27 protein-coding genes and 2 pseudogenes are annotated in these 25,971 nt (G+C 68.0%); 13 read left to right on the top strand and 16 right to left on the bottom strand.

Translation table 11 applies throughout. The features are described from left to right. Window positions 1–12 precede the first annotated feature (12 nt). From Voc01_RS38720 to Voc01_RS38715, 3 genes are all read left to right on the top strand, one after another. Window positions 13–816: a hypothetical protein gene (locus Voc01_RS38720; RefSeq protein ID WP_203932664.1), complete on the top strand. Its 804-nt coding sequence runs from the start codon at window positions 13–15 to the stop codon at window positions 814–816. 886 nt (window positions 817–1,702) lie between these two features. Next, window positions 1,703–1,834: a hypothetical protein gene (locus tag Voc01_RS54255; protein WP_275423794.1), complete on the top strand. Its 132-nt coding sequence runs from the start codon at window positions 1,703–1,705 to the stop codon at window positions 1,832–1,834. A 191-nt stretch (window positions 1,835–2,025) separates the two neighbouring features. After that, window positions 2,026–2,214, top strand: a complete 189-nt coding sequence (locus tag Voc01_RS38715; RefSeq protein WP_203932663.1) for a hypothetical protein — start codon at window positions 2,026–2,028, stop codon at window positions 2,212–2,214. Window positions 2,215–2,866: 652 nt separating this feature from the next. Here the strand turns inward: Voc01_RS38715 and Voc01_RS38710 are convergent. Continuing rightward, on the bottom strand, window positions 2,867–3,412 hold the full coding sequence (locus Voc01_RS38710; RefSeq protein ID WP_203932662.1) for an ABATE domain-containing protein: 546 nt from the start codon (window positions 3,410–3,412) through the stop codon (window positions 2,867–2,869). Window positions 3,413–3,460: 48 nt separating this feature from the next. Here Voc01_RS38710 and Voc01_RS38705 point away from each other — a divergent pair, with 48 nt between their 5' ends. Then, window positions 3,461–4,000, top strand: coding sequence for a GNAT family N-acetyltransferase (locus Voc01_RS38705; protein ID WP_203932661.1), 540 nt, complete (start codon window positions 3,461–3,463; stop codon window positions 3,998–4,000). Window positions 4,001–4,217: 217 nt separating this feature from the next. On the opposite strand, the gene Voc01_RS38700 is transcribed toward Voc01_RS38705, so the two are convergent. The 3 genes from Voc01_RS38700 to Voc01_RS38690 all read right to left on the bottom strand — a co-directional run bounded on the left by Voc01_RS38700 (window position 4,218) and on the right by Voc01_RS38690 (window position 5,902). Continuing rightward, on the bottom strand, window positions 4,218–4,736 hold the full coding sequence (locus Voc01_RS38700; RefSeq protein WP_203932660.1) for a hypothetical protein: 519 nt from the start codon (window positions 4,734–4,736) through the stop codon (window positions 4,218–4,220). Continuing rightward, window positions 4,733–5,290 (bottom strand): hypothetical protein, encoded by a 558-nt coding sequence (locus Voc01_RS38695; RefSeq protein WP_203932659.1) that lies wholly within the window; start codon window positions 5,288–5,290, stop codon window positions 4,733–4,735. The genes Voc01_RS38700 and Voc01_RS38695 overlap by 4 nt, the downstream gene beginning before the upstream one ends. 459 nt (window positions 5,291–5,749) lie before the next feature. After that, window positions 5,750–5,902 (bottom strand): hypothetical protein, encoded by a 153-nt coding sequence (locus Voc01_RS38690; RefSeq protein WP_203932658.1) that lies wholly within the window; start codon window positions 5,900–5,902, stop codon window positions 5,750–5,752. Window positions 5,903–6,211: 309 nt separating this feature from the next. Between Voc01_RS38690 and Voc01_RS38685 the strand changes: the two genes are divergently transcribed. Continuing rightward, window positions 6,212–7,078, top strand: a complete 867-nt coding sequence (locus Voc01_RS38685; RefSeq protein ID WP_203932657.1) for an alpha/beta fold hydrolase — start codon at window positions 6,212–6,214, stop codon at window positions 7,076–7,078. Window positions 7,079–7,147: 69 nt separating this feature from the next. Here the strand turns inward: Voc01_RS38685 and Voc01_RS38680 are convergent, their stop codons facing one another. Together Voc01_RS38680 and Voc01_RS38675 are read right to left on the bottom strand one after the other, a co-directional pair. Next, the gene (locus Voc01_RS38680; RefSeq protein WP_275423800.1) at window positions 7,148–8,008 is read right to left on the bottom strand and encodes an IS3 family transposase; all 861 of its coding nucleotides are present in this window, start codon (window positions 8,006–8,008) and stop codon (window positions 7,148–7,150) included. 15 nt (window positions 8,009–8,023) lie between these two features. Continuing rightward, entirely contained in the window at window positions 8,024–8,326 is a 303-nt protein-coding gene (locus Voc01_RS38675; protein WP_203932656.1) for a transposase, read from the bottom strand. 446 nt (window positions 8,327–8,772) lie between these two features. On the opposite strand from Voc01_RS38675, the gene Voc01_RS38670 reads away from it, so the two are divergent. Further along, on the top strand, window positions 8,773–9,216 hold the full coding sequence (locus tag Voc01_RS38670; RefSeq protein ID WP_239160806.1) for an AAA family ATPase: 444 nt from the start codon (window positions 8,773–8,775) through the stop codon (window positions 9,214–9,216). Between the two features lie 186 nt (window positions 9,217–9,402). Here the strand turns inward: Voc01_RS38670 and Voc01_RS38665 are convergent. The 6 genes and pseudogenes from Voc01_RS38665 to Voc01_RS38640 form a co-directional block, all read right to left on the bottom strand. Beyond that, window positions 9,403–10,176 (bottom strand): annotated as a pseudogene (locus tag Voc01_RS38665) (IS5 family transposase); the annotation flags it as partial. A 32-nt stretch (window positions 10,177–10,208) separates the two neighbouring features. Further along, window positions 10,209–10,556, bottom strand: coding sequence for a hypothetical protein (locus Voc01_RS38660; RefSeq protein WP_203932655.1), 348 nt, complete (start codon window positions 10,554–10,556; stop codon window positions 10,209–10,211). Window positions 10,557–10,666: 110 nt separating this feature from the next. After that, window positions 10,667–10,978 (bottom strand): helix-turn-helix domain-containing protein, encoded by a 312-nt coding sequence (locus tag Voc01_RS38655; RefSeq protein WP_203932654.1) that lies wholly within the window; start codon window positions 10,976–10,978, stop codon window positions 10,667–10,669. Beyond that, complete coding sequence (locus tag Voc01_RS38650) at window positions 10,912–11,214, bottom strand: hypothetical protein (protein ID WP_203932653.1); 303 nt, start codon at window positions 11,212–11,214, stop codon at window positions 10,912–10,914. The genes Voc01_RS38655 and Voc01_RS38650 overlap by 67 nt, the downstream gene beginning before the upstream one ends. 56 nt (window positions 11,215–11,270) lie before the next feature. Beyond that, window positions 11,271–11,537, bottom strand: a complete 267-nt coding sequence (locus Voc01_RS38645; RefSeq protein ID WP_203932652.1) for a hypothetical protein — start codon at window positions 11,535–11,537, stop codon at window positions 11,271–11,273. A 107-nt stretch (window positions 11,538–11,644) separates the two neighbouring features. Further along, a complete protein-coding gene (locus tag Voc01_RS38640) occupies window positions 11,645–12,505 on the bottom strand; it encodes an oxidoreductase (RefSeq protein WP_203932651.1) in 861 nt (286 codons plus the stop codon). 341 nt (window positions 12,506–12,846) lie between these two features. Here Voc01_RS38640 and Voc01_RS38635 point away from each other — a divergent pair, with 341 nt between their 5' ends. The 5 genes from Voc01_RS38635 to Voc01_RS38615 all read left to right on the top strand — a co-directional run bounded on the left by Voc01_RS38635 (window position 12,847) and on the right by Voc01_RS38615 (window position 18,914). Beyond that, window positions 12,847–13,815 (top strand): aldo/keto reductase, encoded by a 969-nt coding sequence (locus Voc01_RS38635; protein ID WP_203932650.1) that lies wholly within the window; start codon window positions 12,847–12,849, stop codon window positions 13,813–13,815. Window positions 13,816–14,121: 306 nt separating this feature from the next. Further along, on the top strand, window positions 14,122–14,442 hold the full coding sequence (locus Voc01_RS38630) for a hypothetical protein (protein ID WP_203932649.1): 321 nt from the start codon (window positions 14,122–14,124) through the stop codon (window positions 14,440–14,442). A 322-nt stretch (window positions 14,443–14,764) separates the two neighbouring features. Continuing rightward, window positions 14,765–16,297, top strand: a complete 1,533-nt coding sequence (locus Voc01_RS38625; protein ID WP_203932648.1) for a vWA domain-containing protein — start codon at window positions 14,765–14,767, stop codon at window positions 16,295–16,297. Between the two features lie 833 nt (window positions 16,298–17,130). Beyond that, window positions 17,131–17,661, top strand: coding sequence for a SigE family RNA polymerase sigma factor (locus Voc01_RS38620; protein ID WP_203932647.1), 531 nt, complete (start codon window positions 17,131–17,133; stop codon window positions 17,659–17,661). A 311-nt stretch (window positions 17,662–17,972) separates the two neighbouring features. Further along, on the top strand, window positions 17,973–18,914 hold the full coding sequence (locus Voc01_RS38615; RefSeq protein WP_203932646.1) for a sialidase family protein: 942 nt from the start codon (window positions 17,973–17,975) through the stop codon (window positions 18,912–18,914). Between the two features lie 452 nt (window positions 18,915–19,366). On the opposite strand, the gene Voc01_RS38610 is transcribed toward Voc01_RS38615, so the two are convergent. Further along, on the bottom strand, window positions 19,367–20,221 hold the full coding sequence (locus Voc01_RS38610) for a hypothetical protein (protein WP_203932645.1): 855 nt from the start codon (window positions 20,219–20,221) through the stop codon (window positions 19,367–19,369). A gap of 119 nt (window positions 20,222–20,340) precedes the next feature. Here Voc01_RS38610 and Voc01_RS38605 point away from each other — a divergent pair, with 119 nt between their 5' ends. Both Voc01_RS38605 and Voc01_RS55070 read left to right on the top strand, forming a co-directional pair. After that, complete coding sequence (locus tag Voc01_RS38605) at window positions 20,341–21,945, top strand: HEAT repeat domain-containing protein (RefSeq protein ID WP_203932644.1); 1,605 nt, start codon at window positions 20,341–20,343, stop codon at window positions 21,943–21,945. A gap of 146 nt (window positions 21,946–22,091) precedes the next feature. Then, window positions 22,092–22,676, top strand: a pseudogene (locus Voc01_RS55070) (transposase); the annotation flags it as partial. 136 nt (window positions 22,677–22,812) lie between these two features. Here the strand turns inward: Voc01_RS55070 and Voc01_RS38590 are convergent. From Voc01_RS38590 to Voc01_RS38580, 3 genes are read right to left on the bottom strand one after another with little or no spacing between them, the layout of a single operon-like run. Continuing rightward, the gene (locus Voc01_RS38590) at window positions 22,813–23,310 is read right to left on the bottom strand and encodes a hypothetical protein (RefSeq protein ID WP_203932641.1); all 498 of its coding nucleotides are present in this window, start codon (window positions 23,308–23,310) and stop codon (window positions 22,813–22,815) included. A gap of 58 nt (window positions 23,311–23,368) precedes the next feature. Beyond that, a complete protein-coding gene (locus Voc01_RS38585; RefSeq protein WP_203932640.1) occupies window positions 23,369–24,571 on the bottom strand; it encodes an FAD-dependent monooxygenase in 1,203 nt (400 codons plus the stop codon). After that, entirely contained in the window at window positions 24,568–25,962 is a 1,395-nt protein-coding gene (locus tag Voc01_RS38580) for an MFS transporter (protein WP_203932639.1), read from the bottom strand. Before Voc01_RS38580 ends, Voc01_RS38585 begins: the two co-directional genes overlap by 4 nt. Between the last annotated feature and the right edge of the window lie 9 nt (window positions 25,963–25,971).

The raw sequence follows: 25,971 nt of genomic DNA, 5'->3' as shown, positions 1-25,971 counted from the left end.
AGCGTGACGACTGTGACAGACCAGACTGCCGCCCTGCGACTGCCGCCCAACCTCTCTTCCGAGCACCGCGATGTGCTGGCGGACTTGGTGCGTCGCAATGAGGCGGACTACGGAGAGGACCTGGTGGGACTGGTCTTGTCGGGCTCGGCAGGCAGAGGCATGGCGACGGAGCGGTCCGATCTCGATGTCTTCACCGTCCTGGCCGACACCGGCGGACGCGGGCCCGAGACGAGCCGTTCCGCGGCGCTGGACGAGACCATCGTCGCGATCTCTGACCTCGAGCGGGTGCCGCCGTTCGGCACCAATGGATGGTGGTACCGGTGGTCGTTCGCTTGGGCGCCGATGCTGTTGGACCGCACCGAAGGGCGGTTGGCATCCGCGCTTCATCGGCAAGCCACGGTCACCATCGACGAAGCCGAATCAATTCTCGTCGAGCATGACCGGCTCGACGGCTGGCTCAATTTCGCCTATCGCGCTCTCAAGAACGATCGCGACGGACGATCGCTGGAACGACGCCTGGACGCCGCGGAGTCCATGCCTTGGCTCCTGGACGTCGTCTTCACATTGGAAGGACGGGTGCGCCCCTACCACAAGTACCTGCCCTGGGAACTCCGTCAACACCCCCTCACCCTGTGGCACGCCGAGGAACTGCTCGCCCTGCTGGCCGCCACCCTGGATGGTGACCCATCAGCGGTCCGGGCGACTTTCCAGCGTGTCGAAAGGGCCTGCGCGGCCTTCGACAGTCAGGTCGAGGTCCACGTCCTTACCCCTGTCATCGACAGCTGGGGCGACGAGCTCGAGATTCTGAGGCGCTGAAGCGACGGCCATTCAGGCCGATCTGCCGCCGATCGAGCGTATGGGAGCGGTCGAACTTCGAGAACGGTGACCTCGTGCGGTTAGCTGCCGGCGAGGTGCTTACCGTTCGCTACGGCAGCGGCCAGTGTCGGTTCCGTCTGAAGTTGGTCGAGGAGGACGCATAGGCGGTTTGCGCGGTAGGGCGCTCCGTTGGGAACGGGTTCGGTGGGCGGAAGTTGCGGGCCGAGGTCGTAGACGGCGTGTGGGCGTGCCGTGTCGTCGGGTGGCTGGGAGATCGGGCCAGCGGTCGAGCAGGCTGGGCGGAACGTCGGCCTTGATGACCCGGTGGATCCGGCGTACCGCGCCCTGCCACCGGAACGCCATGAAGCTCGGCGGGTCGGTGGGCCAGCCGCTGACCCCGTAGGGGTGGAAGTAGACGTGATCGTCGGTGACGAACTCGAGGAACGTGCGTGCGCCGCCGTCCGCAGGACGTGCGTCGTTGAGCGCGACGCGGTACGTCCAGCTCTCAGCAATGGACCGCAACCGGACCACTCTCCGTAGGTAGGTGTTCAGGTGGTCGAGCCATGTTCGTTCCTGCCCGCGAGCATCGACGCGGATGAAGCGTAGATCGGCCAGCACATCCCGCCAGCTCACGTGGATCACCTGACGCCGTCCACTTCCGGGGGCGTCCCAGTCGGCAACCCGGCCCTGCCGTGCTTCCTCGGCCAGACCAGGCTCTGCGTCCGGCGGGCGGGTCACCAAACCCTTCGCGCCGGCCGAGATCGCGGCCGATCCGGCGCTACGGGTGCAGGTTCTCCACTCGGGCAAATTTCTTCAGTGTTGCCTGGCAATTTCCGCCCGTGGTCGTGGAACGTTGCCACAGTCGCATGATCCCGAGGAGGAACAGATGTCCATCAAAAAGGTCGCGGTCGCGGGTTTCGGTGTTGTTCTGGCGGTGACGGCGGCGCTGGTGCCGGCGTCACCGGTGTTCGCGAAGCCGGTGCGCATCTCGGTCGACCAGCCCGCCGAAGGCCGGTGACCAGGGCCCGGGCGGGAATTTGACCACCTACGCCGGCGGCGTCAGCCGCCCGCGTAGGGTCCAGTCGAGTGGTTCCCACTGTTCGGCGCAGCGCAGCAGTGAGCGCGCCAGGTCGGGGTGCGACCCGCCCAGGTGGTGTCGAACAGGAACCATTGCTGGTAGCCGAACGGCTTGTTGCAGTGTATTGCCAGTTGGGCGAGGTGCTGGTCGACTACGCGACCGAGGAGATCCGCCAGACCTTCAACTACGTCACATCCCTTGGCCTCAGGGCCGCAGCCAGCGACGCGACGACGACGCGCGCCGAACTCGACAACCTCAGCTGGCAGGCGACCACCCTGACCGCCAACCTGGGCGCACTCATACGTGAAGAACTCTGGTAGCCAGGCGTCCACCAGCGGTCCTCGAGCCCAGCTGCGGCCGAGTCCACCGTCATCCGGATCGCATTCCCTGTGTAGGCCGGCAAACCCACGCCGCGGAATTCCAGACACCCGTCATCGTCACTGTCGTGATTGCCGGCCAGGGGCGCCGCGCGACACGGCTGCGATGTCGTGGCGACGGGGCCTCAATGCTGCAAGGACGCCGACCAGCGTCCCGGCTACGCCCGCGGCGACCAGGTCGACGCCCGTCCGCCAGCACGGCGCCGGCGACCGCGGTGATGCCGAACCTGGCGGGGCAAGAACGCGGCGGTAGCGGAGGACGAGGTGGAGATGCCCAAGAGGGCGTAGCGATGGGCGGCGAGCCGCCCGAGTCGTCCCGGCGTCATGACCGGTGCAGGACGCAACCGGAATCTCGGTCACCCGCAAGGCGCAACTGAACATGGACGCCTCCCTGCGTGCCAACTCGACCCGGCCGGCTACATCACGTCCGGCCATAGGCGGCGCGGTCCCTATGACCCCAGCCCTCCGACTAAACGGAGGGGACCTCAGATGAGAAGATCACTGACCTTCGGTGGCCGACGCGATCGAGAGGCGTAAGGCGTCCTCGGACGCCCGCAGCCGGCGAGGAGGACCGTCAACAGGACGAACGGTCGTCTCACACCGTCTCCGACGTGCCGGACCGGCGGCCGTTTCCCTTGTTGCGGTGGTAGTACCTGGCCTGGCGGTCGCGGTGGGCGCAGGAGTCGTGGCAGTAGCGACGCCGCGGGTGGTGCTGCAGGAAGAACAGGTGGCAGTCGGGGGTCAGGCAGCGGCGCAGCAGCCGGGCGCGGCCGTCGGTGAGCAGCTCGACACATGCGGTGGCAAGGCTGCCCAGCAGGGCCCGGTCACCGGTCGTGGTGTCCCGGCGGTCGGCCGCTAGCCCGCCGGTCGGTTGCGGCACGAGCTGCGGGTACGTCGGAGCGGCGGCCGCGACCGCGTTGACGAGCGCGATCGCGGCGTAGGGCGGCGCCGCGCCGGTGGCCGCGGCCGTGAAGAGGGCATGGATGCCATCCCGCAGTGACCGGGCCGCCACGATGTCGCGGAACGGGGCGACGCCGGCGGCGGCGCACCACGGCGCACCGAGGTGGTCCCCGCCGTGCAGGGTGTTGGCGTACTCCACCACCAGCGGCTCGGTGCCGAGGATCGGCAGCTCTTCGTCCATGCCGAAATACTATGCTGACGGTTACAGGCCCGTGTTACCGTCAGCGTCATGTTGACCTGGCGGCTCGTCACCCCGGAGGACTTCCCGCTGCTGGCCCGCTGGCTGGCAGCACCGCACGTGGCCCGCTGGTGGAACCACGAGACGTCGGTGGAGGCGGTACAGCGCGACTTCGGCCCGTCCGCGCGCCGCGAGGAGCCGAACGAGGACTGCCTGGCGTTCCTCGACGGCGCACCGCTCGGACTGGTGCAGCGCTCGTTCTGGCACGACTACCCCGAATATGTCGAAGAGCTCGCGCCGACGATGGCGGTGCCGGCGCGGGCGATGACCATCGACTACCTGATCGGCGACCTGGCCGACGTCGGACGCGGCATCGGCACCCGCATGATCCGCTCGGCGCTGGAGCACCTGTGGGTCTCGCATCAGGACGCCGAATGCGTGATCGTTCCGGTACACGCCGACAACATCGCGTCCTGGCGAACCCTGGAGAAGGTTGGCCTGACCCGCGTCGCGCAGGGCGAGCTTGAACCCGACAACCCGATCGACGACCGGCGCCACTACGTCTACCGGATCGACCGGCCACGACCCTGACGCCCTTGCCGCTCCGCGAGACTCTCCGGGCATGCGATCTATCGGCACCAGCGTGTTAACCACCGGTGAGGGCGCCTCGCAGCGGCAGATACGAGCCGCGGCCTGGTACTCCCGTGACACTTTGTGATCTATCCGGTGAGTTGGGCGAGGCGTCGCTGGTAATGGGCGTGGCCGGCGTTTCCGTGCCGGTGCCGGTGCCGGTGCCGGGCTGGCGGGATCAGTCGTTGTACTCGACGCGGTCGTAGTCGCCGTCGTAGTCGTCGTCGTAGCGCTCGATGTCCACGTCGTTGTCGCCCTGCAGGTCGATGCGCTCCCAGTCGGGCGCGCCGTCGTGGTTGCGGTCGATCAGGACCAGGTCGTAGCGGTGGTCCCCGTTGGTGTCGAAGCGGTACTGGTCGACCTTGCCGTCGCCGTTGGTGTCGGTGACCATGCGCTCGGGCGTGCCGTCGTCGGCGGCGTACTCGATCTGCTCGTACCGCCCGTCCTCGTGGCGGTCGAACCAGATTTCGTCCACCGTGCCGTCGTTGTCACGGTCGACGTACACGGTGTCGAGCCTGCCGTCGTGGTCGGAGTCGGTCCGCATTCCACCCGGGCCGGGATCGGTCGGCATGACCCCGTCGACACCGTCGACCCCGGAGCGTCCGCCGCCGGCGTCGGTGTGGGTACCCGGCACCAACCACTCGCGTGCCGAGCCGGTGCTCGTGGCGGAGTCGCGGTCGCCATAGGGGCCGGTCATTCGATCACCTCGCGGGCGCGGTCGAAGTCACCGTCGTAGTCGTCGTCGTACCGTTCGAGATCGACGCGGAAGTTATGGTTGGTATCTACCCGTTCGAGGTCCGGCATGCCGTCGTGATTGCGGTCGATCAGGGCGACGTCGTACCGGCCGTTGTCGTTCGTGTCGTAGTCCCATCGGTCGACCCGGCCGTCGCCATCGGCGTCGGTGACCTTCCGGTCCGGATCGCCGTCACCCTCGGTGTCGTACTCGACCGATTCGTAACGCCCGTCCTCGTCGAAGTCGCGCCAGTATTCGTCGACGACGCCGTCGCCGTCGGTGTCGCGCAGGAGCGTGTCGAGCGTGCCGTCGCCGTCATAGTCGGTCCGGATGCCGGGACCTACGGGGGTGGGCATGACGCCGTCGACGCCGTCGGCCCCGGTACGCCCGCCGTCGTCGACGGGTCCGCTGACGTCGGTGTGCCCGCCGCCGGCGTCGGTGTGGGTGCCGGGCACCAGCCACTCCCGCGCCGAGCCGCCACCCGTGGTGACGCCACTGCCGCCGTACGAATCGGTCATGGCGCGACCGTACGGTCGCCCCGCACGCACGTACATCGGGTGTTTCCCTACCCGCCGGGACGCAAGGCCGCGTAGTTGACGTCGTGTACGGGTCCACCCGCCTACGATCACCACCCGTGGACGATGTCGCGGATCGGTTGGTTGATCAGAACGCCGACGAGGTGTCAGGTCTCGGCCATGGTCAACGCGATCGGTCGGGTATGGCGGCCGTGGCGGGTCGGGTCGGGCGGTGTTGGTTCGGTGACGGCGGCGCAGGTGGCCAGGACGGCAGGGGCGAGTAGGACCAGGGTGGTGTGGCGGTACCAGATGGTCCAGCCGCGGACCCGGTAAAGGTCAAGACCGACGTGGATCTTGGCAGCCCGGAACAGTCCTCGATGTTCCACCGGACCCAGGCCACCCGTACGGGCCCCCAACTTCCCGGGGTGGCTCACCTCGCCTCCCGTTCAGCCGTGAGATCGATCAGCGCGAAATCGGCGGCCGCATGGCGCCGTCGTCGAGGTTGGCCTCGTCGCTCAAGCGTCCGGTCAACCGCAGCGACTGGCAGGACGGATCGATCACGAATGTGATGGCTGGTCGCCCCTGCGAGAACATCCAGCTCAATGCACTGATCATCTACGTAGGCGCGACTCGCCGGCAGGAGTTGCAGAACATCTCCCACGTCGCCGCTGGCCTGTAACTTGCACCGTTTTTTGATCGCCGTTGCCCGGCACGCTCGCGTCGTCGGGGGAGGACCCAAGCGATCTCTGTAGACCTGCGTCGGACCATGATCGGTGCGCATAAGAAGCCGATGTGCGGATACGGGATGCGCGGATAAATGCTGCCGTGATGCGAGGTATGGGCCGTACAGTGGGCGCTTCTCCTTCTCATCCGTGCCGCCGGCCATCGGTCATGGCGGCAACCCCTTTGGTGGAGGCCCGTGGCATGAGCGCCGCTGATCGTGGTCGGCACGACGAGCCGCGGCTCGCGACAGTCGGTGACGTTGACCTCTGCTACGAGACGTTCGGCGACCCCCACGAGGCCACGATGCTGCTCATCATGGGTATGGGCTTCCAGCTCATCCACTGGCCGGAGGATTTCTGCCGCCAGCTCGCCGCCGAGGGCTTTCGCGTGGTCAGGTTCGACAACCGCGACGCGGGCTGCTCGACGCACCTACCCGGACGCCGATACACCCTGGAGGACATGGCCGATGACACCGTCGGCCTTCTCGACGCCCTCGGGGTCGAATCCGCGCACGTGGTAGGTGCGTCGCTCGGTGGGATGGTCGCCCAGTTGATGGCTATCCAGGATCCCGGCCGGGTGCGCTCCTTGGCCTCGATCATGTCGACGACGGGTCGCCGCGGGAAAGGGCGCACATCGCTGCGCGTGTTCCGTCACCTCGTTGCCCGACCTCCCAGGACCGAGGAGGAAGCGATCGAACGCCGGGTTCGGGTGTTCTCGACGGTCGGTTCAACCGGCTTCACCCAGGACCTCGACGAGCTGCGGCGCGTCACCGCGCTTGCCTTCAAGCGCGATCCCCACGCACGCGACGGCCGCCGTCGCCAGCACCGCGCGGTACGCGCGGCCCGCGACCGGACCGAAGCGTTGCGACTGCTCACCGTGCCGACCGTCGTAATCCACGGAACCGAGGATCGGATGTGTCACCCGTCCGGCGGGCGAGCGACGGCCGAGGCCATTCCCGGCGCACGCCTCCACCTCATCACCGGGATGGGCCACGACCTCCCCCGCGGTGCGTGGCCGCAACTCATCCGCGTGATCGCGGAGAACGCCCGTCGTACCGGCGCACCGTGACCCCTTCAGCCGGATGCGGTGCATGGTGGACTTGACCCGATTCGGCGGACAGGGTCGATGTGGTGATCTTCAGGCTACGTTGCTGACGCTGGTTTCGTAGGCGGCGGGGCTGAGGTAGCCGAGGCTGGAGTGCCGGCGACGGGTGTTGTACCACCCTTCCACGTACTCGAATATCGCCCGCTGGGCGGCGGGGCGGGTGGGCCATGGTTGTCGGTGCAGCAGTTCGGTCTTGATCGTGGCGAAGAACGACTCGGCGACGGCGTTGTCCCAGCACTGCCCACGCCGACCGACGGACAGGCGGATGCCGTGGTGTGCGGCGAGGCGGGCGTGCTGGGCGCTGACGTATTGACAGCCGCGGTCGGAGTGGAACACCAGTCCCGAGGCGGGCCGGCGGCGGGTGAGCGCATCGGTGAGGGCGGCGTCGACCAGGTCGGTGCGCAGGTGGTCGGCAACGGCCCAGCCGACGATGCGGCGCGACGCGAGGTCGATCACGGTAGCGAGGTAGAGCCAGCCTTCCCAGGTGTTGACGTAGGTGATGTCGCCGCACCAGCGGGTGTCGACCGCGTAGGCGTCGACAGTGAAGTCTCGGTCGATCAGGTCCGGGCGAGCCGCAGCGGTTGGGTCCGGGACGGTCGTGGTCTGCCACCGGCGTGGACACCTGCCGCGCAGGCCGGCGGTGCGCATCAGGCGGGCGACGCGCTTGCGGCCGTGGCGGTGTCCGTCGGCGGCGAGTTCGGCGTGGACCCGCGGGGCGCCGTAGGTGCCTTTCGACGCTTCGTGGACGGCGGTGATCTGCTCGGTCAGGGTCTGGTCGACCTGTCGGCGCGGTGACCGGTCGCCGTGGATGTGCTGGTAGTAGGCGGATCTGGAGACCTTCATCAGCTCGCACGCACGCTTGACGTTGCGTCGGCCGGCCTGCTCCGCGCCGATGAAACGGATAGACGTTCACCGGGTCTCCTTCGCGAAGAAAGCCGTGGCCCGCTTGAGGATGTCGACGTCCTCGCGCAGCCTGCGGTTCTCCTGCCGCAACCGGGCAAGTTCAGCCTTCTCATCGCGGGACAGCCCGTCCGAGCGGGTGCCGGTGTCGAGTTCGGCCTGCTTTACCCACGCCCGGACCGCGGTCTCGGTCAGATCAAAATCCTTCGCGACCTGACCAACCGTGCGGTCCCCACGCTGGCACAACTCGACGATCTCGGCCTTGAACTCCGCCGTGAACACCCGACGCGGCCGCGACCGCTTCTTACCCATGCTCTCCATGATGGTGGACATCCTCCCGGAGCCGTCCGGCTCCTGATCTCAGATGTCCGTCAAACCGGGTCAGGCCCAACCTCGATGTGGACGACGACGCGATCGGACGGGTGCGTGCTGCTCTCCTGGAGATCCTGCAGTGCGCATGTTTCGTCGTCGACACGCTGGACGGCCGCACCGTCAACTGATCCACCGGCGGCACAAGGCCGCACTCTAGGGCGCCCGACACGCACGCTCATGCCGCGGACAGCGCGCTCCATCGCATGGGCACGCCACGCGGGATGTCACGACGGTCCAGCTGAGGTGAGCCGTGTCGTTTGTCGACGAGTCGGCGCCATGAACCCGCAAGGTTGACGGCCGGCTCCTTGATCTTCGTAGCCGCCGAAGCGACCGGTCCGAGTGCGCCAACATGCCGACTACTGTGACTCCGCGATGTAGCCTCGGGCATGGCGCGAGTCCTGCTCACGGGAATGTCGGGCGCGGGTAAGAGCACCCTTCTCGCAGCCGTTGCCCGGCGCGGCTTCACGACCGTTGACACCGACTACGACGGCTGGGAGCTGCCCGGCGCGTTATGGGACGAGCCCAGGATGAGCGCGCTGCTCGCCGAGCACGCCACCATCGCCGTCAGCGGAACGGCGCAGAACCAGGGCCGTTTCCACGACCGGTTTGAGCACGTGATCTACCTCCTCGTCCCGTTGGAGACGCTGCTCGACCGGGTGCGGGTACGGACCAACAATCCCTACGGCAAGACCGCGGAGCACCAGGCAGACATCACCCGGTACGTTGCCGAGGTCGAGCCCCTGATCCGCCGGACCGCAACTCTGGAACTCGATGGCCTACTGACGATCTCAGAGCTGGCCGACCGCGTGGAGAACTGCTTGCGTTCATGACACGCGACGTGCACGCGCATGCCGCCGTGAGCATGCATAGGAGACACCGGTTCCCGTGTGGTGATCAGTTCCAGGACTCGTTCGTGGTTCACCCCTTGTGCTTCATCCGTCGTCGGGCAACGGTTGGCGCCAGGTCGGGGTGGTGGTGCCGGTCAGCCGACGGACGAGGTTCGCTGTCGCCGCTCACCAGGTGCAGGACTCACTGGACGCGGGCCGGGTTTCGTACTCGCGCACGAGACGGCGGTGCAGCATGACGGTGCCGTGGACCTGTTCGACGATCCACCGCTTGGACAACGGCACGAACCCCGGCTTCGTATCACCGCGTTTGACCTGTTCGACGTCGATTCCGTTGACAGCGCCGTGGATCTGGACGTCGTCTTTGAACCCGGCATCGACCCACGCCTTGGTCACGGTCGGGGTGTGCTCGACGACCCGGTCGACCAGGGCTACGCCGATCTGGTTGTCGGCGGCCGGCGCGGCCATCACCACCACGGCGATTATCAAGCCCAGCGCGTCCACGGCAAGGACGCGTTTGCGCCCCGGAACCTTCTTGGCCGCATCTTTTCCGGTCGTCGCGGCCGGAACATGGTTGGCCGCGCGGATCAACTGGGTGTCCAGCACGACCGCGGTCGGATCCTCATTGCGGCCGGCCTTCTCCCGCGCCTGGCAGCGCAACAGGTCGTGGATCTGCTGGTCGGTGCCGTCATCGCGCCACGACAGGAAGTAGTAGTACGTCGCCGACGTCGGCGGCAAATCGTGCGGCACGTACGCCCACTGACACCCGGTCCGGTTCTGATAGAAGATCGCGTTCACGATCTCCCGAAGCGGATAGCGGCCCTGATGCCCCGACACCGACGGATGCTTCGCCTTCCACGCAGCCGGGAACGGGCCGACCACCGCCCGCTGCTCGTCGGTCAGATCGCTCGGATACGCTGCGCAAACATCCCTACATCGAGCGATGACGATCTACGGAAACGTTACAAAACGTCCACTCAGTCGCCGGTGCCCGCCGGGTAAGGGGCTCTGCGGTGGTAGGCGACCGTCGCGCGCGGACAGTGCTCTCGCCAGGCCTCCATCATGGCCTCGCGCTGCTCCTGGGTCTGGACGGCCGGGCCGCTGACGTAGCGGGCACCCGAGACAGTCCGCACGCTGAGCCAGGTATAGGTTGTCGACTCCTTGTACTCCGGGTCGTAGGGCCGCAGCTGCGAGCTGACCCGAACCTCGGCCACCTCGTCCAGCGGCAGCTCTTCGACGGCGCGGAAGCGGCGGCGGCCGATCAGCCGCCAGCGCAGGTCGCGGAGCCAGTTCTCGTTGAACGGCCGCCAGTCCGTCAGGCTCATGCCGCCGATGATGGCAGATAACTGCCGCGGCGGTTCACGACCGCAGCGCCGCCCCTCGGTGAAGCCGCGGACACTTACCCGGCGCCAGCCCGAACACATAGCCGACGCACTCAGGCCCTCGGTAGTCCGCAGCGGGGTTCGGGGATACGGGCCGGCGACTGGCCGGTGAAGCGGTGGAACTCCTTGATGAAGTGGCTCTGGTCCCAGTAACCGGCTTCGATCGCGACGGGCAGGTAGCTCGTCCGCGCCGGGTTGAGCAGGGTCCGGATCGACCGCTGGAACCGGGCCAGCAGCTGGAACTCCTTGGGCGGAACCCCCGCCGTGGACAGGAATCCGCGCCGCAGGTGCCGGGCGCTCAGGCCCAGCTCGGGTCCGAGCCGGTCCACGTGCAGGCTCGCGGCGTCGCGGTAGGTCCGGCGCACGGCCGCCTCGACCCGCGGGTCGACACGCGCCGGTCGAGCAGCGTCATCAGCAGGTTCTCCACGACCGTGGCGCGGGCGGCGAGCCGGTCGGACGCGCGGACCTCGACCTCGATCCGGCGGCCGACCGGGCCGAACACGTCGTCGGCCGCGACCGCATCGTCGACCGCCGCCGCGACCGGGCCCGACGAGAAGTGTGGCAGCGCCCCGGCGCGGAACCGGACCGCGGTGAACCGCACGGAACCGGAGCGCGGTGAACCGCACCGGACCGGCCATGGGTCATCGCGCGCCCGGGTCACCACGCGTCGACCGTCAGGCACAGGGCGACGATGAGGAACCACACGTTGGTGCTGAGCAGATACACACGCTCGGACAGACCGAAGACCCGCCGCAACGCCGGAACCACCATGGTGACCACCACAGCGGCGAGCCCGACACCGTATTCGCTGACCGCGTTGCGGATCGGGCTGTATCCGGTGCGCTGCAGGTGCAGCGCCACGAACAGGGTCAGGTAGACGAGGAGCAGTACGAAGGCGGTGACCGCCAGCAGAGATCCGGCCAACGCGACGCCTCATATCGATAGCGGGCAGGGTGGGACCGGGCGATCCTAGACATCGATCGGTACCTGGAGACACCCATGACGGTGCCCGGCCCCGCCCGGGGCCGGTCTCACGCCGCGAGCAGCGCCAGGTCGTGTTCGGTCAACCGGAGCCGGCCGGCCGCCACATTCTGTTCCAAGTGCTCGCGCGAGCCGGTGCCGGGGATGAGCACGATGTTGGACGAGCGGGCCAGCAGCCAAGCCAGCGCCACCTGCGGGACGGTGGCCCCGAGGCGGTCGGCGACGGCGGTCAGATGGTCGGCGGTCAGGGGGCGGTACCCGCCTACGGGGAAGAACGGGACGTAGGCGAGGCCGGCTTCGGCGCAGGCGTCGACGAGCGGATCGTCGTCGCGGGCCGCGATGTTGTACAGGTTCTGCACGCACACGATGTCGGTGACGGCGCGCGCCCGGGCGACCTGATCCGGGCCGACGTTGGAGACGCCGAGGTAGCGGATGAGGCCTTCGTCACGCAGGGCCGCGAGGGTCTCCAGTGCGGCCTCGAACGGGGCGTCGGTGTGTTCGCTGTCACCCATGCGCAGATTGACCACGTCCAGCCGGTCGACGCCGAGCGAGCGCAGGTTCGCCTCCACGCCGCGGCGCAGGCCGTCGGGGGTGAGGCCGCGCTGTTCCTCCGGGGGCCGGGTGATGTCGTCGCCCTCGACCAGCGCGCCGACCTTGGTCACGATCACCAGGTCGGCCGGGTACGGGTGCAGCGCGGTGCGGATCAGTTCGTTGGCGGCCACGCCGTCACGCGCGTAGTAGTGCGAGGTGTCGAGATGGTTGACGCCGAGTTCCACGGCCCGGCGCAGGATGGCCAGGGCGTCGTCTCGGCCGGGTCGCTCGCCGCGCGGCCAGCCGGTGAGCTTCATGGTGCCGTAGCCGATCCGCTCAACTGCCAGGTCTCCCCCGAATGACCACTGCTGATCAGTCACGGTCGCCGACAATATCCCCCTCGGGGGAGATCCGACGGGTGGGTTTCCAGGACAGCGGCGTTCCGGCGCTCTTCACCCGGCGCTCCGGCGACGCGACCTCGGCTTCCGGATCTGGCCGATCACAGTGCGTCTGCACACGGGTACTGGCGCTGCTTGCCGGCCATCTGAAGGAATTGTGGGCTCCTGGCCTCGATTGTCTGAACGGAATCAGGCGTTGGGCCTTCGATGAGCCCTTCACGATCTGATCCGCGGTTTGGAAGTATTCGGGCGTCATCCTTTTCGTGGACGCGGTTGCGGACCTCCTGGCAGCCGTCCCTTGTTACTGGTGGAGAGGTATCGGGATGCGGTACGTCCGGCTCGGCTCATCGGGTCTCAAGGTGTCTCGGATCGGCCTGGGCATGATGAGTTTCGGAGATCCGGCCGCCGAGGCGTGGTTCCTGTCGGAGGATGCGGCTGAGCCGATGGTGCGGCACGCCGTCGATGCTGGCGTGACCTTCTTCGACACCGCTGACATGTACTCGGGAGGGGTGAGTGAGGAGGTCACCGGGCGTCTGCTCGGCAAGCTCTTCGCTCGGCGCAGCGATTATGTCCTTGCAACCAAGGTCTTCTACCCGATGGGGTCCGGTCCCAACGACCGTGGCCTGTCCCGCAAACACATCATGGACTCTGTCGACGCTTCGCTGCGGCGGTTGGGCACTGATCACATCGACCTGTACCAGATCCACCGGTGGGACGCCGACACACCGATCGAGGAGACCATGGCGGCGCTGGACGATCTCGTGCGAGTCGGCAAGGTTCGATACCTGGGCGCGTCCTTGATGTACGCATGGCAGTTCGCGAAGGCTCAGTTCACCGCACGGACGGGCGGCTGGACCCCGTTCGTATCGATGCAGACCCGCTACAACCTCGCCTACCGTGAGGAGGAGCGCGAGATGATCCCGTTCTGCGCCGACCAGCGCATCGGCGTCCTGCCGTACAGTCCGTTGGCCCGGGGGCTGCTCGCCGGCGGTCGGCGTGACACGCCTCGTGCGCTCGCCGAACGGGCCGACGGATGGCAGCGTGTTGACGGGAGCGACACGGACGTCATCGACGCGCTGCGTGGGATCGCCGACCGGCACAACCGGCCACCTGCGCAGATCGCGCTGGCCTGGCTGTTGGGCAAGGCACCGGTGACCGCGCCCATCGTCGGCGTCACCAGGCCAGGCCAGCTCGATGACGCCCTGGCGGCCGTCGACTTACGCCTCAGCGACGACGACGTAGCGGTTCTGGAAGCCCCGTACCGTCCCCGCGCACTCCATGGCTACTCGTAACAGCCACCCGGCCGGGGATGGATGCCGCGCCTCCTGAGTCCAATTCCGGGGAGGCGATGCTGATCAGGCCGGAGTGGTTCCGGGATCGTTCCCCGTCGGCGGCATGCGTACACCTGGGTCGGCGTTCGGTGCTGAGCCGATGATGCGGCTCATCTCGGCGGTGAACGCCGGATGAGCGCCCTGAATGATCACCCATCGATGCGGGTCCACAGCACCCGGGCGAGGTTGTAGGCGATGTCGCCGCGCAACAGTACGGGGTCGACGGTCAGCCAGTTGTTCCCGAGTGCGGCGAAGGACCTGTGCCGAGTGGAGATCTCCGTTGACCGCTACCGCCGCGTCGAACCTGCCCAACTCGGATCCTGCGAGCATGGCCTGGTGATCTCCAGCCGCCTCGCCGCTTCGGCTGCGGCGAGTGTTGTGGAAAGTTCGTCGCGGGTGAGGTCGGTCGCGTGGGCGGGCGCGCTCGGTTGCTGCCGCCGTGACTCGGCCACGGTGCCGGTGATGGCGTCGGGATTTGATCCCCAGGGTTGCCAGATCATTTTCCCCACCCAGGTAGCGATGATGTTGTGTGGTTCGGGCGCGGTATGGGGGGATGAGGGACTGTGGAACAAACGGTGTAACTCCTGATCATGGAGGTGCACCCGATGTCCGGAGTTTTGATCGTCGAGGATCTGCCGATCTTCGGGAGTTGGTCTCCCTGCGATCTCGCCCGTGGAGGGTGCTGTTGGAGCGTGCGGTCGTCTTCAGGCCATTTGAGTGGGCTCTGTCGATCGTCTGCCGGCTGTCAGGTTTGTGACCACCCAGTCGCTCCGAACCCTACGTGACTACGCCACCACCCAACGTAGTGTCGTGATCAATCGCCGCGCCCATTGCGGCTGGGTCACTGAGGAGTACTGCCGTGTTCGTCCTGAATGGCGCGGTTCGGCGCCGCCTGTCTGCCCGATGTGCCGTGTTCGCAGCGGCCGTCGCCACGCTGCTGGCGGCGGGGTCGCCGGCCTGCGCCAAGCCCGAGCGAGGGGTGGAACCCAAGTCCGTCGAGCGCACGGTCGCGCCGGGTGAGTCGTTCGACGTCGACAAGGTGGTGCAGACCCCGACGATCCTGCCGAAGCCCGACGTGGTTCTGTTGATCGACACCACCGGCAGCATGGACGAGGCGATCGACAACGTGCGAGGCACGATTCTCGACATCATCGGCACGGTCCACGCGGCACAGTCGGAGGCGCATTTCGCGGTGGCGTCCTACCGCGACCAGACCGACGGACCCGAGATGTTCAAGGTGCACCAGACCCTCACCGGCGACGCCGGCAAGGTCAAGGCCGCCGTCGACGGGCTGACCACGGGCGGCGGTGACGACGAGCCCGAAGACTGGATCAACGCGCTGGTCGAGGTGGCCAGCTTCAACTTCCGGAACGACAGCAGCCCCGTGGTGGTGCTGATCGGCGACGCGCCGAGCCACGACCCGAGCAACGGGCACAGCTACGACACCGCCGAGAATGCGCTGCAGGGCGTTGGCGCCCGGGTCGTCGGCGTCGACGTGCAGACCGAACTCGCCCCCGGCCTGGACTCCCTGGATCAGGCCAGCGACCTGGTCACCGCCACCGGCGGGCAGTTGCTCAGCCCGTCGCCCGCGCAGGTGTCGGCAGCCATCCTGTCAGGACTGCAGAAACTCGACGTGACGGTCACGCCCGAGATCCTGGAGTGCGACCCGGCGTTGACCGTCTCCTTCGACGCGGACGAGGTCACGGTGCCTGGCGGCGAGGCCGCCGAGTTCGTCGAGACCGTCGAGGTCGCCGCTGACGCCGCCGAGGGTGCCACCCTGGAGTGCTCGGTGCGGTTCCAGCTCGGCGGCGTCCCGGCTGGTTCGGACTTCGTCCAGCACATCACGGTCCACGTGCTCGAGGACGAGCCGCCCGTGGTGACCGTCGAGGACAAGACCGTCGAGGCGACCGGGCCGAACGGCGCGGTGATCAACTATCCGGCCAGCGCCGTCGATGACCTCGACGGAAACCTGAACCCGGTCTGCGTGCCGCCGTCAGGCAGCCTCTTCCCGATGGGCGACACGAAGGTGGCCTGCACAGCCAAGGACAGCGGCGGAAACGTCGGACAGGACACAGCCACGATGCGGGTCGTTGATACCACCGCCCCGACAGCGACCTGCACGCCGGGCGGCAACCCCGCCGACAACCCGCCGAAGTCGGACAACCCGGACGGCTTCTACGTTCTCGGCGGGAAGGACCTCGTCGATCCTGATGTGGAGCTGTACATCCGGGACACCGGCGACCCGGCCGTGAACTTCGGTCCGTACCCTGCCGGCACGACGATCAAGCTCACCCAGGCGCCGGGTGCCGAGCCGCAGGTCAAACCCGGCACCGGCGTCGTCGACTACAAGGTCCGACTCCGCGGTGACGCACAGATCGTGGCGGTCGACGCATCCGACAACACCTCCACAGTTGCCACCTGCCACGTGCCGCCGAAGCCGTAACCACGCCGCCGGCACCACGACGCAGCCGTGGTGCCGGCAACGCGTACCGTTCCCCGGCTACCCGACGAGTCGGCAGACGCGGATGGCTTTGGTCGTGGATGTAGGCACCACTTGGTCGCAAGTATCGACACTCCACCGATGCGAACCGACGGTCTCTACGTCGCCCCACCGTCGCCGGCGTCACCACCTGGCGCGCGCTGCGGTTCCTCGCCTCCGGTCGGGTCGGGTCGGTGGCGATGGACCTTGGCGACATTCCGGTGGAGGAGGTCCCGCCGAAGGTCGTCCGCCACCTGCGGCCGTACGAGTTTCCCGACCGCTTCGAGCCCTTCGGGGCTGTCGACGTCCGGCCGATCGCTGACGGCCCGACATGGGCCGGCGTCACCTACCGGTTCGTCGCCGTGCCCGGATACCCGACGGTCGTGGCCCCACCCGAGTTTCCGACCGGGCCCATTCTGGCCTACGGCGGAGCTTCGCGACGGCCTACGGCTTCTGAGCCTGACGCCGCACCAGCCCGACCCGGCCTGGCTACCGGCCACGCCGGGCGAGCTTACGGCTGCCGATGTCGAGTTTCTGCACCGGCAGAACCGGGGCTGATGGGCGGCCCACGGCCCGGCACAGATCCCGGAGCCACCCTCGACGGCCTCCCGGTGATCCCCAGCGTCGGTGGGCTGCCGCTGCGGGCGGAGGGTATCGGCTGTCTCGGCCCGGACCGCGGTTCAGCGGCGATGAGGTAGAGAAGGCGGCCCGTGACTTGTTTCGCGCCGGTACGTCGTTGTTGTCGGGGGTGCAACCGGGGGAGGGGTCGCTGGCCACCTAGATGGAGAGGAGGTGTGATGACGAACCAGGACGACTTCGCCGAGTACTTCGCGGCTCGCCAGGTCACACTGCGCCGCACGGCATACCTGCTGTGCGGGGATCGGCACTGGGCCGAAGATCTCACGCAGCAGACGTTCATCTCGCTCGCGGCGGGCTGGCACCGGCTGCGTGATCCGAGCGCCGTCGATGCGTACGCGCGGACCTGCTTGGTGCGCACGTATCTGCGCGAGTCCAGGCGGGCCTTCCGGCGGCGGGAACGCGTCGCCGACCAGGTGCCCGAGCCGCCCGGGCAGGAGGACCAGACCGACGCGGTCACCCGGCAAATGGTGTTCGCCGATGCGCTGCGTCAGTTGCCGCCCCGGCAGCGGGCGACCTTGGTGTGCCGTTTCTATCAGGGGCTCGACGTGGTCGCCACGGCCGCCGCGCTGCGCTGCTCGGAGGGGACGGTGAAGAGCCAGACCGCCCGCGGGCTCCAGGCGCTGCGCGCAGCGCTTCGAGCCACCGACGAAGAACTCAGCTTGCTGATCCCCGCGGGAGACGGACGATGACGATGGTTGACCTGCACGACCTGCTCGCCAAGACCGCCGAGGGCGAGCCGCCGACCCGGCTGTCGGCCGAGTCGCTCTTCCTGGCCGGGCGTCGCGAACGACGGTACAAGATCATGGTAGGCGCCGGCGGGGTGATCGCCGCCGTCGCCGCGACGGTGGTAGGGATGACCGCCGTGCTCGGCTCCGGCCCGGCGGTCGACCCGGTGGGGACGAAGCAGCCGGACCCGAGGTACCCGCGGGCCAACTGGCTGGTGATGTCCGCGGACCAGCAGTACCAGTACGCGAGCCTCCCGAGCCCGTGCGGAGACAAGGTGAACAGCGATCGGACGTGTCAGTTTCCCATCGTCGGCTCGGACGATGGCGGAAAGACCTGGACCCGCCGCTCGACGGACCGCCGCCTCCTGGGTGCTACGGTGCTCGACGGCCAGATGCTGTTCGCGGACGAGATCCCGTTCCCCTATGTGGCCGGGCCGAACGTCGATCCGGTGGTCAGCCAGGACGGCGGGCGCACCTGGCAGAAGGTGACGATCTCGACGAACACTGTCGAGGCGGTGCCGGACGGTGGCACGGTGTGGTCCGACTACTACCACAAGGACGCCCCCGTGGACGCCGTCGTCGCCCTCGACCCCGTCACCGCGACGCTCTCCCCGCTCGCCCACCAGCCAGATCTGCAAAGTCGCTCGCAGATGCAGTTGTCCCGGACGACCGGCACCACCTGGGTCGCCGGCACGAAGGACGGGCAACCCGCCGTGGCCACCAGCCACGACCGAGGCCGGACCTGGAAGAACGCCACGATACCGGCCAGCGGGTGCGCGGTGTTCCGGCTCTCCGTCGTGGGTGAGGCCGCCACCGTCACCTGCACCCAGGACCACCAGGGCTCGATCCGGGTGTTCCGCAGCACGGACGACGGCGCGACGTTCCCGGAGATCAAGCCGCCACAGCCCTTCCCGACCGATGCGAACACCGTCTGGGCATTTCCGAACGGCACGGTCGTCGCGGCCCCCGCAGGCCCGGGCATCCAGGTGATCGGTGCCTCACCGAGCCCGGCCGAGCCCATGCCCGCGCTGTACGTGCTACGACCCGGCGCGAAGGCCTGGGACACAATCACGCCGCGGGGCCTCGCCGGACAGATCGGGGGTATGACCCTGCTACCGAACGGCGAATACCTCGCGATGATGAACGGCAACCCCACCGCGCGACTGCAACGCTCGACCGATCTGACGAACTGGATCGACGTGGCGATCCCGATCTGATCCGCGGGTCTACCTGGCCGGCGGCTCCCCAGGGGGATCGCCGGCCGCAGGGACGCGTTGCACTCCCACGCATGTGACCGGCGCGTCCCGGCCAATCTCGCCGCGCCGTGTCACCTCGGACATGACGACCTCCGGCCGCGGCTTCCAGCAACGGCTCATCGGCGCACGGCCGATCGAACCGGCCGTGCGGTTCGCCGCGCCCGTCGGCGCTCGCTCCCGCCGCTCGCCGCCGGTCACGAGCGGCGGCCGTTGACGTGACCCCTTGATCAGCTGCGCACTCATGCCGCTGCGCGGGCTGCGATGCAGGCCGTGACTCCGGCCGGGACGACGCGCGATTGGCCGCGCGCTCGTGGGAACTCGGCGGTCAGGGCGATCGTGAGTGCCAGATCGGCGACGGCAGCGTCAGATTCGGCTTTTCCCTGATGACGGTCGGCAGTATGCCGCCGGGCGTCTCACGGTTCCTGATGGCGAGGAGGCGTGGCCGCGGCATTGCGGCGAATCAGGATCCGTCCCGAGGCGTTTCGGCGCACAGAGGGTCTGCTGCCGTGGTTCAACCGGCGGTCACGCTGCGGGCCTACCGGGGGCGGTCGCTCGTCCGCGGGCGATTCGGGTGGTATGGCTTCTGCGTCCGGGCATTCCTCGACGCCGTATGAGACCGGTTGCCAGACGCCGCGATTCTTATGGACGTTCAGGAGGTCGGCCTCGCGGCCGGCGTGTTTCAGTTGCTCGGTGGTGCAGGGCACTGCCGCCAGGAGCACCGCGCCGACGTGATGGCAGAGGATCGGGTGAAAGTCGATCGGGTGTAGTGACTCGTCGGCGACGGCGGCCAGGTCTGCCAGGCGCCATCCCAGCGGCCCCGCGATCGCGTGCAACTGCCTCAGCTGGTGCCACCTTCCGTGGAGCATTCCGAGGATGGTGCTGCGCGCCAGCCCGACGAACGGAAGCTCGTACAGGCCCAGGCCACGGTTGTCCATGATGGCCTGCAGGACGGCCGGGAACGGATCCGGTTCGGTCGGATCGCGGGCCGGCCGGGCGTCCGGCGGCGTGCCCAATACCGGCAATGCGTCCAGGAAGTCACGCAGCAGAGCCAGTTGTGCATGGGTGCAGTACGTCACGCGGTACGCGAACGCGCGCAGAACCTTCTGGTTGCGGTCCGGTGGCAGCAGGTGTCCGGGGACCGGATGGCCGGCGACGACCAGGACGTCAGCGAGCGGCAGGTCAAGTTCGCCGGCATGTTCCTCGATTCGCGACGCGGCGTAGTTCCGGCCGTGGTCGAGCAGGTCCCGCAGGAGCTCGCTACGCGTCACAGACTCCACCGTACGACATTGCGGGCGGTCGTATGCACGCTCATGCTTGCGAGCCGATCGCTACCGACCGTAGCGGCGTTCGAGTGGGCGACGTCCGCTCGTGCCTGATGAGAGCGCACGTGGTCGTGCATGAGTCGATGTTCTCTGGAGTGATGGTCGAAGCTGGATTCTCCGGTTCATCTGGCCGCTGGCATACTGCGGGCGTGGTGGAGAGAGAGGGCGAAGGTGACACCGGTGGCGCGCGTGTTTTGGAGTCGCTCCTGGCGGCTCTCGCTCGATGGCCGGATGTCGGAAACCAGACCCGCATCAGCATCGAGCGATGGAACAGTCTCAACGCAAGCGAAGTGAAGGCCTACCACGACAGAGGTATCTCCGCCGTCCAGAGCGTGGCCGACTGGCAGGTGGTGGCAGACCGGGTCCGCGAACTTGGCCGCCTGCGGTATGAACCGGCCGTTCCGACCCTGATCGGACTGTGGGGAAGGTGCCCTGTCCAGCCCGTCGCGACAGCCGCCGCCCACGCGCTGTTCGAAATGGGGACCGCCGAAGCCCGCGATGCCCTGCGGCGCGGAATCCATGACCACGACCACCTTGGCCGCTTCATGGCCCTGAAGGTCATGTTCACCGACGACGGTACGGCCTGGGACAACGTCGGTCACCTGTTCTCCGACGAGTGCCTGGCCACCACGGCGGGGTTGACGGCTGCCGCCGAGGCTCTTGGTCTGCTGGCGCCGTGGTCGTTCACCGGATCAGGCCCGGAGTGGCACTCGGAAACGCTGCGCGAGTTGGTGTCGAAGGATCACCGGTGGCTTGACCTGTGCGTCGGTCTTCGCGACCACGAGAGCCTGGGATGGCAGGCCCGTGAAGTGCTCAGGTACGCCGACTCCGCCGTCACCGGTCCTGCGCTGGATGCTGCCAGAGCTGAGCGGGCGACGCAGAGAAAGGCGCCTGCCAACAGGCCCTTGCGGCCGGGAGAACTGGTAGCACGTTACCGGAATGGGGACCATCGAGGCGTCTGGCGCGACCTTGGCGCAGCCGCTCACCTCGACGACGTGTGGCGCGCGGAGGCCGAGCAGGTAGCCATCCTGACCATGGAGCGTGTCCAGCGGAACGCGTCCAACCTGACCTCTGCCCTCGTTGCCCGCGGCTGGCCGGTCAGCACCGAGCAGGCGTTACCCGGGCCTGCCGCTGATGTCGAGGACCGGCTGCAGCAACTGGAGCAGGTCACGGGCTCGGCGGCGCCGCCAGCGCTGGCCGCCTACTGGCGCATCGTCGGAACGATCGACCTCGTTCCGCGCGGCACCTGGGACGCCCCGTTCCCGCCCGGTGTACCCGAACAGCTGACGATCGCCGACCCGCTGGAGATCAACGACCTCAGCACGGCGTGGTACTCGGTCGAGGAATGGCAGGAGGAGTCGGCGGAACTGCATCCCGAACTTGCCGGACCGCTGGAACTCACCATCGCCGCCGACTACCTCCACAAGGCCAACATCAGCGGTGGCGCCCCGTACTCGATCCGGCTACCACACGCCGGAGCGGATCCCCTGGTCCGTGAGGAGGTGCATTGCCTGACCTTCACCGACTACTTGCGGCGTGCCTTCGCGGGAAAGGGCTTCCTCCGGCTCGACGAGCAGGATGAATGGGCCGCCTACGGCGCCACCGGCGACGAACTCGCGGACCTGACCGGCTGGCTGGAAAGCATCGAATACGAATACTTGGATTTCTGACTCGGAACGCCACGTGACCGTAGCCGACGTCCTCTTCTGCCGCCGATCGCGTGCCGGGGCTTGCTTTGAGCCGTGGTGCCCGGAAAGCGGGCACGCCCGGTTCTGAGGGGGAGCGGACGCAGCAATGCGTCCGCGCTACCTGACTGTTCCTTGCCGACGCGTCGGCGAAAGGTTGGGCGCTGATCGACCGGGAGTCGTACGTGCCGGCGTCATGGGCAGCCGACCGGGAGCGGTGCCGCAAGACGCGGATCCCTGACGAGGTCGAGGTCGCGACCAAGTCGGCGCAGGCCCGGGCGATGTGGAACGTGCGGTTGAGGCCGGGTTCCGTTCGCCTACGTGATGGCTACCCGATGCGACGACGAGGTCGCCTCCGGCCTGCACACCACCACCCGGGTCGACACGCTGGTCGGCAAGGTCCGGGCTGGGGCGTGGCAGCGGCGCGCACGGCCGTCGTGGCTCGGTATTGGCAAGACGCTCGGTCAGTGACCCGACGGAGATCGCCTACTACGTGTGCTTGCGCGCGGACCACCCGGCTGCGTCACCTGGTCCGGGTGGCCGGCGCCCACTGGGCGGTGGGGGAGTCGTTCCAGGCCGCCTGGAACGAGGTCCCCATCGCCCAGTACCACGTCCGCCGCTACGACGCCTGGTACGCCCACATCACCCTGACCGTGCTCGCCGCCTTTCTCTTTGGTGTCCGCGCCAACGAAGCCGCGAAAGACGTCGCAAGGTGAACCGGCGACGGCGAACCCGAGCGGATGCCGTTGACCAGCAACGGGATCCGCCGTATGTTCGGCAAACTCGTCAACACCGCACGCGCAACCACAGGCTACGTGCCGCACTGGTCCGACTGGCGCCGCCGTAGCAGTACTAGACGCCTCGTGTCCAGAACTCGAGCGCCGAGCCGTTGAAATCGGGATCGCCCGCGAGGAAGAACTCGTCCCACTTCGGCCCGTTGGACAGCTCCCAGTGCTCGACGGCGATGCCGTCCTCGAACCGCCACGCTCCCATCCCCACGCGTGTCCACACGACGTCGCCGCGTGCCGTGCGGAACGTGCCGTGAACGATGCCGTAGTGGTCGTCGGCGAGGATCTGATCGAAGCCCAAGGGCTGCACGTTCACGTCCGAGAGCATCGCCCGGCGCTTGTGGTACTTCGTCAGGAAGTCCACTCCGGCGGTAACCGTGAGCCGTACGCCGCCGGTGTGGATGATCATGTTCGGCGACATGCGACTCATGATTGCCTGCGTGTGCTCCTTCTGGCGGCGCTCCCGCTCGTCCTCCTCGAGGTTCGGATCAGACGCAATCGCGGCACCGCCACGGTAGACATCCGACAGCCACCGGGCGTTCGGATGCGTTTCGGTCAGCATGCTGTTTTCCCATCTGTGAGCGGGCGCGCGACGGACGGCGGCACGCCGTTCAGGTCTGTTACGTGCTTGCGGTGAATTCGGGCAGGGTGAGGGCCGAGTGGGCCGGTTGTCCGTTCGTGGGAGGCATGGCGCTGAGCGTGCGCAGCCTGTTGTTGCGCTGCTCCAGTTCCTCGGCAGTGGTAGGGAAGAGGGTGGCACCGCCCTTGCCGGCCAGCCCCTGGTTCATGGTCACGAACTCACGAAGGTTCTGTTCGTAGGCGGCGAAGCCCTCGACGTGGTCCCGGTCGGCCAGGTGACCGGCGAGCATGTACGCGCCGACGAGCGCGAGGCTGGTGCCCTGCCCGGTGAGGAACGAGGGCGCGTACGCGGCGTCCCCCACCAGCGCGACCCTGCCGCTGGACCAGCGGGGCAGGTGGATCTGGCTGACCCCGTCGAAGAACACGTCGCCCGCCGTGCGCATGGCGGCCAGCATGCCTGGGACCTCCCAACCCGCGTCGGCGAAGACCGTGGCGACCAGGTTCCGTTGGGCGTCCGGGTCTGAGAACGCGTCGAATGGCGGTTCCGGCTGGGCGAAGTTGAGGAAGGCGTGCACTTCGTCGTTGTTCCCTGCGGCGTAGAGCGCCGCGGCCCTGCCCGGGCTGTTCCACATCACGGTCTCGCGGGAGAGCCGGAAGGTGTTGGGCACGGTGAACACCGCGAAGCAGTAGCCGAGGTACCGGTGGAACTGCTCTTCGGGACCGAACAGCAACTCCCGGGTACGTGAGTGCACACCGTCCGCGCCGAACACCATGTCGAACGTGCGCCTGCCGCCTCCGCGGAAGGTGACGTCGACCCCGTTCCCGGACTGGTCGAGGGTGTCGATGGAGTCGTTGAACAGGAACTCCACGTCGTCACGGACCGCCGAATAGAGAGCGTCGGTGAGGTCCCCGCGCCGTACCTCCAGGTCCCGCCCCTCGACACCGCCGGTGACGGCATGCGGGTTGAGCGATACCACCTCGCTGCCGTCCTCATCGAGGAAGGTCAGCCGGCGCAGGTCGATGTGTGCGTCCTGCAGCTTCGAGAGGATCCCCATCCTCTGGACGACCTCGAGCGCGGTACCGCGCACGTCGATGGGATAACCACCGCTGCGAAGTGTGCCCGCCTTCTCTACCACCGTGACCGCGTATCCGTAGCGGTTGAGCCAGAACGCGAGGGTGGGTCCCGCGATGCTGGCCCCGGATATCAGGACCTTGCGCCTCGGCGCGGTACGGGTACCCGTCATTCCTTGACTCCTTTGCTCATGGAACGGACGACAAACAGCGACAGCGCCGTGACGACGCTCGCGATGACGAAGGCGGCGACGTAGGCGGACTCGGCCGGGACATCCGACCCGGCCGGGGTTCCGGCGGTGAGGACGGCACCGCCGATCTGTGCGCCCGTGGCGAAGCCGAGCACCCGGATCACCAGGACCAGGCTCGTGGCGGTGCCGGTACTGCCATGGTCGACGGAGGTGGCGGTCTTGATGACCAGCGCCGTGATGCAGACGCCGTTGGCCAGGCTGAGCAGCGCCTTGCCGACGACGAGGTGCCAGACCTCGGTATGGATGAACGCCATGCCGATCAGACCTGCCGTCATGACGCCGATTCCGACAGCGAGTACGGCGGTCGAGCCGAATCGTCGCGTCCCGAGCCCGCCCAGCGGCCCGCTGATCGCCGCCATCGCGGCGGCCGGCAGAAGGTACCGCCCGATGTCGGTGGAACTGGCCCCGAAGCCGTAGCCGTCGCCGGACACCGCGAACAGTTGCGGAACCAGATAGATCGACAGCGCGGCACCTACGCAGATGGCGAATGTGAGCACATAGGATCGCCAGATCGCGGGCCTGGCGAGCAGGCGGAGGTCGAACATCGGCGAGGCCGCACGGCGCTCGACGGCTATCCATCCGGTCACGAAGGCGGCCAGAAGCACGACGGCGACGACGAGCAGGAGCGGCTGGGCGCCCATGTCGGGCGCCGTCGCGAGCCCGAACATGAACGTCAGGACGATGCCGCTCAGGAGGGCCACGCCGGGCCAGTCGATCCTGGCGTCCGACCGGGTCGGCTGATCGTCCGGCAGCACCCGGTGGACGAACACGGTCGCCACGACGACCGCGAGAGTCGGTATCGCGAACATCCAGTGCCAGGACAGCCCTTCCGCGATGGGCCCGGCTATGAGTGTCCCCAGCATGCCGCCGCCCACGAAGAAGCCGCTGACCACGCCGATGGCCACCGGAGACTCCTCCGCTGGGAGGAGCTTGCGCATCAGGATGAACGAGAGTGGCATCGCGCCCACCATCGCGCCTTCCAGTGCCTGCCCGAACAGCAGCACCGGCAGGTTCGGCGCGAGCGAGGACACCAGGCCGCCGGCCGAGACCACCACCATCAGCCAGATCATGACCCGTTTCCCGCCGTGGCGGTCACCGAGCACGCCTGCGATGGGCGCGGTGAGAGCACCGGTGACGAGCATCGCGATGCTCAGCAGTGCGCCCTGGGCGGGACTGATCGACAGTTCGCGCTGCAGGAGCGGAAGTGTCGGTGACACCACCGACTCCAGGGTCCCGATGGCGCCAGCCAGGATGCTGACGACCCCGACAGCGGACTTTCCTACGCGGAGCGGTGGAGCCGGAGGCGCGGTCATGGACGTCCC

Source organism: Virgisporangium ochraceum (assembly GCF_016863655.1).
In the GTDB taxonomy this organism is placed as follows: domain Bacteria; phylum Actinomycetota; class Actinomycetes; order Mycobacteriales; family Micromonosporaceae; genus Virgisporangium; species Virgisporangium ochraceum.
The sequence above is the reverse complement of the archived record's forward strand: the minus strand, read 5'-3'. Positions and strand labels throughout refer to the sequence as shown.